This window comes from Rhizobium mesoamericanum STM3625 (genome assembly GCF_000312665.1).
Classification (GTDB): Bacteria; Pseudomonadota; Alphaproteobacteria; order Rhizobiales; family Rhizobiaceae; genus Rhizobium; species Rhizobium mesoamericanum.
Genome location: NZ_HF536778.1, coordinates 482,306 through 491,648, shown reverse-complemented (window position 1 = coordinate 491,648; position 9,343 = coordinate 482,306). Strand labels below are relative to the sequence as shown.

General features: G+C 55.0%; 8 protein-coding genes and 1 pseudogene. 5 read left to right on the top strand and 4 right to left on the bottom strand.

Going from position 1 to position 9,343, the window contains the following annotated elements; translation table 11 throughout:
* Positions 1 to 753 (bottom strand): radical SAM protein (locus BN77_RS30935; RefSeq protein WP_040679122.1); only part of this gene is annotated, 753 nt, incomplete at its 3' end.
* A gap of 1,062 nt (positions 754 to 1,815) precedes the next feature.
* On the opposite strand from BN77_RS30935, the gene BN77_RS33965 reads away from it, so the two are divergent.
* The 3 genes from BN77_RS33965 to BN77_RS30920 all read left to right on the top strand — a co-directional run bounded on the left by BN77_RS33965 (position 1,816) and on the right by BN77_RS30920 (position 5,367).
* Positions 1,816 to 1,980: a class IIb bacteriocin, lactobin A/cerein 7B family gene (locus BN77_RS33965; protein ID WP_131815271.1), complete on the top strand. Its 165-nt coding sequence runs from the start codon at positions 1,816 to 1,818 to the stop codon at positions 1,978 to 1,980.
* Positions 1,981 to 2,094: 114 nt separating this feature from the next.
* The gene (locus tag BN77_RS30925) at positions 2,095 to 3,180 is read left to right on the top strand and encodes an HlyD family secretion protein (protein WP_007539755.1); all 1,086 of its coding nucleotides are present in this window, start codon (positions 2,095 to 2,097) and stop codon (positions 3,178 to 3,180) included.
* A 27-nt stretch (positions 3,181 to 3,207) separates the two neighbouring features.
* Positions 3,208 to 5,367, top strand: coding sequence for a peptidase domain-containing ABC transporter (locus BN77_RS30920; RefSeq protein WP_007539753.1), 2,160 nt, complete (start codon positions 3,208 to 3,210; stop codon positions 5,365 to 5,367).
* A gap of 105 nt (positions 5,368 to 5,472) precedes the next feature.
* Here the strand turns inward: BN77_RS30920 and BN77_RS33180 are convergent.
* The 3 genes and pseudogenes from BN77_RS33180 to BN77_RS35465 all read right to left on the bottom strand — a co-directional run.
* Positions 5,473 to 5,731, bottom strand: a pseudogene (locus BN77_RS33180) (integrase core domain-containing protein); the annotation flags it as partial.
* A 381-nt stretch (positions 5,732 to 6,112) separates the two neighbouring features.
* Complete coding sequence (locus tag BN77_RS35470; RefSeq protein WP_235777084.1) at positions 6,113 to 6,949, bottom strand: SGNH hydrolase domain-containing protein; 837 nt, start codon at positions 6,947 to 6,949, stop codon at positions 6,113 to 6,115.
* Between the two features lie 476 nt (positions 6,950 to 7,425).
* A complete protein-coding gene (locus tag BN77_RS35465; RefSeq protein WP_235777085.1) occupies positions 7,426 to 7,911 on the bottom strand; it encodes an acyltransferase family protein in 486 nt (161 codons plus the stop codon).
* Between the two features lie 50 nt (positions 7,912 to 7,961).
* Between BN77_RS35465 and BN77_RS34360 the strand changes: the two genes are divergently transcribed.
* Both BN77_RS34360 and BN77_RS30910 read left to right on the top strand, forming a co-directional pair.
* Positions 7,962 to 8,246 carry a hypothetical protein gene (locus BN77_RS34360; RefSeq protein WP_162145363.1) on the top strand — a complete coding sequence of 95 codons (285 nt, stop codon included), beginning with the start codon at positions 7,962 to 7,964 and terminating at the stop codon, positions 8,244 to 8,246.
* Positions 8,247 to 8,967: 721 nt separating this feature from the next.
* Positions 8,968 to 9,231, top strand: a complete 264-nt coding sequence (locus tag BN77_RS30910; protein ID WP_037075297.1) for a hypothetical protein — start codon at positions 8,968 to 8,970, stop codon at positions 9,229 to 9,231.
* Positions 9,232 to 9,343: the final 112 nt, after the last annotated feature.

Sequence of the window (9,343 nt, the reverse complement as noted above, 5' to 3'; positions counted from 1 at the left end):
ATTTTTTCTATAGGACGGAACGTGAGAATAAGCGAAAACCGCGAGGCGGTCGGGACGCATCGCAATAGCTAACAACGCGCTCTGGCGACAGGACTGGACTGTTTGATACGGCAGACCAAACATCAGGTCGAGATTGATGCGCCCTACTCCATGCAGGCGCAGGTTTTCGACGGCAGTCATCACTTGCGCCTCGCTCTGAACCCGGTTGATCGCTTTTTGTACGATGGGATCGAAGCTCTGCACACCGACGCTTGCGCGGTTTACACCGGCTTTTTCTAAGGCTTCGGCCATATCGATGGTGAACGTGCGGGGGTCGACCTCGATAGCGATGTTTGCCGCGTTCTCCAACGCAAAACAGCCGCGCAGGAGTTCCATTAGCGACAGGAAGTCTGCCGGCGGCATGATGGTCGGGGATCCGCCACCGAAGTGCACGTCCCTCACCGGTAGTGCCTGTGGCGTTTGTTCCGCGACCACCCGGATCTCCTCACGCAACCCTGCTAAATAATTGATGATCAAAGTATCCAGACGAGTGATGCTAGTCGGAAAACCACAATACCAGCACATCGAGCGGCAGAATGGAATGTGAAGATAGAGCGAAACAGCGTCATCAGCTTCTAGGCTTCTCAGCCATTGCTCATAAGTGTGGGCGCCGACTTCTGAAGAAAACTCCTGTATCGTTGGGTAGATGGTATACCAAGGCAAATGCGCCCCACTATATTTTTTCGAGACGAAAATCGATGACTCCGCGCGCAATGACTTTCGTCTCCAGTCCGGCTTGTCATGTCCAGATCTCACGTCTGGTCTTCCTTCGATCAAATGAAGTTCTGCGCTTAAGGGGAGTGCTTTTCGTCGCCAGGCATCAAGGCGTCCCCTCGTGGAAAGCCGGACGCGCGCGTTCCCGCCGCCTTTAAATCGGAGAGGCAAAGGTCATGCCAGCCAAGTTGAAGATCCAGGACTTGCGTATCATCGAAGTCGCTAAAACGAGCTGTCCTTGGTTTAGATGCCGAAAGACATTTAAGCTCAAATGCCATTATGGCGGCATTCGGATTGTGACGTCCATGACCGAACGCTGAAATCCAATCGCAACGTTATACTTTTGACAACGTCCGACATAGGACAATGGCTCCGCGCATATCATCTTATTGGCATGATACATGCGTAACCCTGCCGCCGCACGTGCAACTTCAAGCGAGGCTGCCGACAACGCGTGCTTGTCTACGACGGCAATGGAGAACACTGCGAATTTGGCCCATGTCACCTTGGAAAACAGCGTGGATGCGTTGGTCCACTTTGCTGGTGTGCAGCTGTGGCCGACCTTGCCAAATATGCATCTGACAGGGTGGGACTTCGCATTCGTCTGATTGCATTATCTGCCACGTCGCATCATCTGGGCCATGCCACGCGCACGTTGCGGTCCGTCATATTAGATTGGGCTTTCCCTGGTCTCGACGGCAATCCTACCCTGGCAAGTCCTTTATAAAGCCATTGCGACAGTGGCTGTCGACTCCTGGTCAGGACGTTCATTCAGAACCCTTAGTCGGGTTTGTCGTGCTTGAGACGGTGATGTGCGGTTTGGCACGTCGCAGCGCTCTGGGGGGCAGCCATTGAATAGCATGCAGAACAGTTCTCTGATGCTCTTCGCTCTTTCTGCATTGGCACGAATCTTGAACCTTTTTATTGCGCGCCGCCAGGAGCTCCCGACGGGACCTTAGCATCTTCTCACTTCATCTCTGGAGCGGAGACAACAATGAAGAGTGACATGGCAGCCTATCACGTGACTGCCCCGAAGAAGCATCTCTTGAAAGGAGAAAACCAATGAAGATCGACACGGCAGCCTATCGTGTAACTGAATTAAATCCTCAAGAAGCAGCTGAAATCTCTGGAGGTATTTGGCAAATACCATTCGCAATTGCCGCGTTTGTCGGCTTCGTGGCTGCGAGCATCGGGGGCGCTGCCTTGGACCATTACTTCTTTGATTGATACAAAGGGCGCTGGCTCTCGATGCTTTCTAGTGACTACAGAGCAGTTCCCCTTTCTGCTGAAACGGCCAGCTGCACCGCAGAAACTATATTGTCGCGACGATCAGGTCGATCTTTGGGCATTTATAAGGCGATCTTGCTCTTCGTGGTCGCGGCATTTGCCTCACTGCCACTCGTCACCATACCGGTCTCTGTGCAGAGTGCCGGTACTATTCGCCCCATCGTGGAGAAGACGCCCCTGATAGCGCCCGTCTCCGGACGCATCTCCCGTGTCCTTGTCTTTGAGAACGATGTTGTTGCTAAGGGGCAGGATCTCCTCGCCCTTGACGATGAGGTTATTGAGGAAAAGCTCAACGCGGTTTTAGCCGACATTCATGCCAAGAGCGATCTTGCCCATGACTTCCAAACGCTGATCTCCTCCGTCGCAAGGCCCAGTGTCTCACCCCCCCTCCAAACCGACTTCGCGACGGCTGAAAGGGTGCATTTTCTCAACCTGCTGCGCGAGAACCAATATGCTCGCAGTAACGCCGCGGCGGAACTCGACCGCGCAAAGCGCCTTGTCTCGGCTGCTGCGGCGCCTGCGAAGGCCGTTGAGGAGAAGGCATTCGCTCTCCAAAGCATCGAGGTCCAAGGGGAGATCCTCGCGCGACGCAAAACCGCCGATTGGAACCAGCAGCTCTTTGACGCTAGCCTACGCCTAAAGGAACTCACGGCCACCTTGCATCAGCTCGAGAACGAACGAGACCTGCACCGCATCCGTGCCCCAGTGTCGGGCGCTCTCGAGCAGTTCTCCGGCCTCGCGCCCGGCAGCTATGTTCCGATGGGGCAAACCGTTGCCTGGATCTCGCCGAACGACGAACTGGTGGCGGAAATCTACGTCTCCCCCAACGACATTGGCTTTGTGCAGGCTGGTCAGTCGGTGCGGCTCCAAGTGGATGCCTTTAACTACAATCAATGGGGTGTCATCGAAGCAACGGTGCTCGATGTGGCGCAGGACTTCACTCTGCATGACGGGAACTCGGTCTTCAAGGTCCACTGCGCGCTCTCTCGCAGTGATCTCGCGCTAAAGAGCGGAGCCATCGGTCACCTGAAGAAAGGCATGACCGTGCGGGCCCGCTTTCTGTTGGCCAATCGCACTCTCCTGCAACTGCTCTATGATCAGGCAGACGATTGGCTTAATCCGATGCTGTCAGGGCGCTAATTTTGTCCCAACAGCCAGCGAGCTTCCATGTCGAATAAGGCAGTTAAGTTCAAGCAGCGCGACATCACGGATTGCGGCGCCGCCAGCCTCGCTTCTGTCGCAGCCTTCTACGGCTACAAGTTGCCATTGGCGCGCATCCGCCAGTATGCGTCGACCGACCGCTCCGGTACGAGTATGCTGGAGCTCACGGAAGCGGCGCAGAAGCTGGGCTTCGTCGCTAAGAGCGTCAAAGGTGGCTTCGACAGCCTGCACAAGATCCCTAAGCCCGCTATCGCGCACGTCGTCGTCAAGGAGGTCCTGCACCATTTCGTAGTGGTCTACGCGATCGACGCCAATTGGGTCACCGTCATGGACCCGGCTTATGGCGAAATCTGCAAAGTGTCGCATCAGGAATTCATGGAGCAATGGACCGGCGTCCTGGTTCTGCTGGTTCCTGCAGACACGTTCAATCGCCGCGACGAGACCACGTCGCCGTTCGTCCGATTCGCCCGTCTACTTGCGCCACACAGGACGGTGATGGCGCAGGCTCTCGCCGGCGCGCTGGTGACGACGATCCTCAGTCTCTCCACGGCGATCTACGTACAGAATATCGTTGATCATGTGATCCCAGCGGGCAACCGCAACCTGCTCAATTTGATGAGCATCGCAATGCTGCTTATCCTCGTGATACAGATCCTGATCAACCTCCTTAGAGGTCGGCTGGTCCTTCAGACGGGGCAAAAGATCGACGTTTACCTGATCCTCGGCTATTACAATCACATCCTGGCCCTGCCCCAGAAGTTCTTCGACAGCATGCGAATGGGCGAAATCGTGTCGCGCATGAACGACGCGGTGAAAATCAGGAGCTTCCTGAACGACGTCTCGATAAACATGTTTGTCGACGTGCTGATGGTACTGTTCTCGTTCGGGCTGATGTTCATTTATTCCTGGAAGATTGCTTTGATCGTGGCGCTCTCCATCCCAATGTACCTCCTCGCATATTGGGCCATCAATGGGATGAATAGGAATCTTCAGCGTGTCATCATGGAGAATGCTGCCGATCTCGAGGCGCAACTGGTGGAATCACTCGGAGCCGTCTCTACCATCAAGACCTCCGGCGTTGAGAGCTTCGCAATCTTTAAGATGGAGACCCGCTTCGTAAAGATGCTGCATTCCGTCTACAGCTCCGGCCTGATCGCAATCTGCGGCGACAACGCTTCGGCATTCCTGTCGGTCCTTTTTACCATCGTGCTAATGTGGTTCGGAACAACGCTGGTGCTCGAACAGGCCATCACACCGGGCCAATTGCTGTCCTGCTATACATTGCTTGGCTATGTCACCCGACCAGTCGCTCGCCTGCTCCAGACCAACCGCGTCGTTCAGGACGCGTTTATCGCGGCGGACAGACTTTTCGAGATCCTCGAACTGGAGCCAGCAAGGTGCAGCGGCATCGATGCTACGGAGATCGGTCTCGGCGATATTTGCCTTGAGAACGTCACGTTTCGCTATGGCGCGCAGCCAGTGCTTTTTAAGGATCTCAGCGTCTGGTTTCGCAAGGGAGAGGTGACGGCCGTGATCGGGGAGAGCGGTTCGGGCAAAAGTACTCTTGCGGCCTTATTGCAGAATGTCTATCAGCTTGAGGATGGATGCATCCGGATCGGCCAATATGCCCTCCAAGACCTCTCGAGCGCATTATTGCGAAGGGTGGTAGCTGCGGTACCGCAATCAATCGACGTCTTCTCCGGTTCCGTGATCGAAAATATCGCCTTAGGCGACTTCGACGTCCAGTTCGAGAAAATCGTACGTATTTGTGATCAAATAGGGCTACGGCAGTGCATCGAGCGCTGGCCCGGGGGCTTCCAGGCGCAGCTAGGCGATAACGGTATACGCCTGTCGGGAGGTGAAAAGCAGCGCCTCGCATTAGCTCGCGCCCTTTATCGCGATCCCGAGGTTCTAATCCTTGACGAAGCGACCTCTTCTTTGGACTCCGCAGCGGAAGAATTTGTCATGCGGGTTGTTGAGGATCTTTCCAGCACCGGGAAAACCATCATCGTCATCACTCATCGGTTGAGGACCGTTCGTGGCGCACACAAAATTGTAGTCCTGGACAAGGGGCGGGTCATCGCTGAGGGAACGCACGATGAGCTGTTGAAGAGTGCTGATTCTTACGCCCGATTGTGGCGGGCGCAGAGTTCTTCCTCAGAGTAAACATGCTCGCTGATCCGGCGTCCAAAAAACCGATGCTGGTCGATGTCGGATCGATTGCAACAGTCATCACCGTCTGCATTTGTTGGCATATAAATCAAATCTTGTTCATCGCTCATCAAAAGAAGCACCGACGCGCACTAGCACCGTTGACGTACCACTGAGCTTTAATCCAGCGGCGATTAGAGCTCCGCCGGTTTTGAATTCGCCAAATGGCGCGGTGCGTGCAACCCGCATAACTGCCGGGTCTGATAACCGAGCAATGAGTGCGGCCGGAAATGATTATAACGGCTGCCCATTCAGCGATGGCGCTTCGGGCACGATCTAGGCTGAAGAATAGGCCTTCGTTGAACAGTCCGTCGCGCATTTACCCTCTCCGGCCGCCGCTTAGCACGGGAGCTGCCGCTTTTCGAACGACGCTGCAATGCCGACGCCTTCGCGCCAGCTTCCTGCTCCTTCAACACCGCAATAATCCGCTCTTACGCAAATCGCTGCGTCTTCATGGCCCGTCCTTTAATCGGCCTACTCTAATCCATTCTGGAGGAAATTCGCAGTGGCACGTCAGCAGCTAAACGGCGACGGATACCATCACCCTGCTGTCGCGGCCGTATTGATCAGTATCGACTCTCGGACGGTTCGAAGGAGTTTATTGACAAATGCTGCTCGGTCAGGCGCCGCAGGCGCTCTTCGGAAGAAAATGTTCGTCGCCGCCTCTCCGCATTCGAGGTGCCACAGCTGCGACAAGCGTCTAACGTGCGGCCCCAATCAGCCTCTCGACAAGTTTTGTTTGCCGAGCGATAGTCACCGAGCCCGCATAGGAGAGATGGCCACTATCTCGATAGAGGAACTTGCCGTCGATTTCGGTTCTGCAAGTTATCCCATCGCAGAGAAAGTCGTCGAAAGAAACAATCTCTACGTCGGCCTTCAAGGAAACTTGATTTAGCAGCTCCAGTGTACGGGCGCGGCTCTGACGGTATTCGCTGAGGGATATTTTGCAGTTGCTGTAAGGTCCGAGAATGGGGCTTCCCCTTGTTTTTCGCTCTAGGCAATCCGCAATGTCAAAGTTACCGACCGGCGGCGGCGCAACCACCACAACTCGCTTGCCCAACGAGCGGACAGCGTCGATGAGAGCCTTGATCCCATCCACCGCAATATCCAGGGAGGGTTCGCTCTCCACAAATCCATCTTTGGTCCTAGCGAGCATTTTAAAATCGGCTGATACGGAGGCGTCAAAAGGGCTTGATATAGCTACAGTGCTAATGTCGTTCCGCTTCCCCAATATGGACAGAACACTGTCGTTAAAGCGTATGCAGCTCTCACCAAATGCGCGCGAATATGGTGACGGCGATATTTTAGTGATCGCGGCAACACCTATGGCCGGGAGGCATCCACTCATCGTTAGCTGAGCCAACCCTGCTTTACCGATCGTTTCTGAAAGACCCGGAACCAACGCCATTGCGAATGAGTCACCCCACACCAACATTTCGGGTTTTTTTGATGACTGGCAGGGCTCCGGGATGTCCTGAGGCGGCTGTCGCGATATGAAGTCGCACGCGCTACTAAGACCGAAATTGATACGACGCATTTCCCCGAATTCTACATTGTTATCGGTTACTGCGATGGCTAGCGATGGCGAGACCGCTAGAATAACTGATGCGGCGGTAAGCCCGGAGACTAGCCTTAGACCAGGCGGGGTGCCTTGGCGCAGCGGCTCCTCGACAAACCGACAGAGCAGCCAGCTCGCAACGGACGAAACTACAAGCGCTGACCAAATCGCAAGAGTCGGGGGCTCTGCTAGCCAAAGAGCCTTCACGTATACGAGCAGAGGCCAATGGATCAGATACAGGGAATAGGAGATTCTTCCCACGCCAGCTATAGCTCGAACTGCTCCGTTGTTCCTTCCGGGAATCACGAGCAGCACCGCAGTCGCCATGCGAACCAAAGCGGCGCCCACTACTGGATGCGCGAGACCCAGAGCGGAAAAAACGAGAACCGCTAACGCTGAGAGCCGCGTCCAAGACATCGCCGAAGCGATGCGCGGGGTCACTGACAGCAAGGCTGCTAGTGACCCCAACGCGATTTCCCAAAACCTGGAAGGAAGCAGATAGAAAGCAGCAGAGGGATGCCAAAACGCCAGATAACAGCACAAGGCAAGGTAGCAATAAACAGCAAAATAGCCCCCGGGAACCACCATCTTCTAGGAGAAAAAGCCAGGAACGCCGAGAGCAGCAAGTAGCCCTGCTCTTCGACGGCCAGCGACCAGAAATGCAAAAGGGGCTTCGTTTCAGCGGATACGTCGAAATAGCCGCCCTGAAACCAAAGCACAATATTGCCCGAGAAAGTGAGTGCACCGAGAACTTGGTCGCGAAACTCTCTCAGGCTGCTGTCCGAGAGCAAAAATGGCGCAGCTATTGTCGTCAGGGCAACTACCACGTAGGCTGCTGGCAACAGCCGTTTCGCACGCTGATAATAAAACTGGGGAAAGCTGAACCTGGATTGCTCAAGCTGGTCCGCGACCAAGTTGGTGATGAGAAAGCCAGAGATCACGAAAAAATATCTACGCCGACATATCCGGCGTGGAAAGGGGCGATGCGCGCATGGTAGAGAACAACGAGCACTACAGCTATTCCCCGCAGCGCTTGAAATATCAGTTTGAAACTTTCGGGGCATTGGCCGGGCCTGACTCTATTGCTACTGAAGGTTGGTGGATTAGGTTTCGCAAGGTGGCGAGAAAGAACCGCTTCAAGGAAGCGCGTGACCTGCCACCGAACACTAAAGCGTTTTTTCAGAAGAGCATCGCGAGGGCACCGTTCGAAAATAATCGGCGAGCGATATGGTCGCGGTGGGAAAACGAGCAGAGCCGACGCCCTCGCCGCAAATAGCCTCACCTTGACTATCCATAGACCGCGGACAGTGCTTGGTGGCGAAGCCGCCGAGCTACGGGATGTATAGTACCTCGACTAATCGGTTTTATTGCGCGATCAAGCCGTTCCGCTTTGTGAGTGGCCTGGGTGAGGGCTCGAAACTCCATCGCCAGCTGATCGGATTCGTGATCGGAGGAGACGCTAAGTAACCGCGGGCGACTCTCTTTAAAACTGGAGCACCGCGAAACATGTATGCCCTCCTGTACTATTCGTGAAACCTCGATTGCACGGATCTTTCCCTTCTAACGCAGCACATTTAATCTGTGGTTTGGATGGAAACCATTCGAGTAACAAATGCGGGTCTTTCGGAAACCGTCAGCCTGACCGCGCCAATAGGATCGACGTCCGTTAAAGGGGCTCGGGATGTTACCGACGCCGGTGGTCGGTTGAGGCAAAGGACGGAAGGCGCCAGCTTGTCGGGGGCCGCCCGGGCGCACAGCGAAAAGTAGATCGTTGCCCCATACACCGGCTAAAACCTGCATGGTGACAAGCGAACCCATTGCGGGATCGTTTCCGATCGCTACAAGAACCACGGCTTCAGGTGGAGCTCGCAAGCCTTGCTAAAACGCGGCGCCGGGGATATCAAGTTGGCGGCCGGCCGCGGTCATCCTGTGCACACCAGGCACATCCTTAACAAGTCGACGGTCAATGTCGGCGACGTCAGGTTTTGAACTCCTTCATGAACAGTGTAAAGCCCGTCGATACTCGCGAAATTTCTTTCACCCCCGAAGACCTACGCCTCTGTAATGCAGCGCTTAAGGCGGTCAGTCGGGCATCCAACGTCGAGAAGGACGCGCTTGCGGTCAGCCGACTTGCATTAGTTATTATTGAGTTGCGGAAACGAGGCGTGCAAGACGTCGAACAGCTTACGTCGTTGGCGGGAGAGATCTTCGAGAACCCGGGACTAAACGATGACTCCCCGGCAATTAACGACGTCTCCTAAAACCGTTCGCGGCCGAATGCAGCGCTCCTCTCCTGGTCATATCCGTAACCTTGGGCTGACTTTGGGGCACTTTCAACCAACCGGTCTCCTCGCCAATGCATACACACAAGCC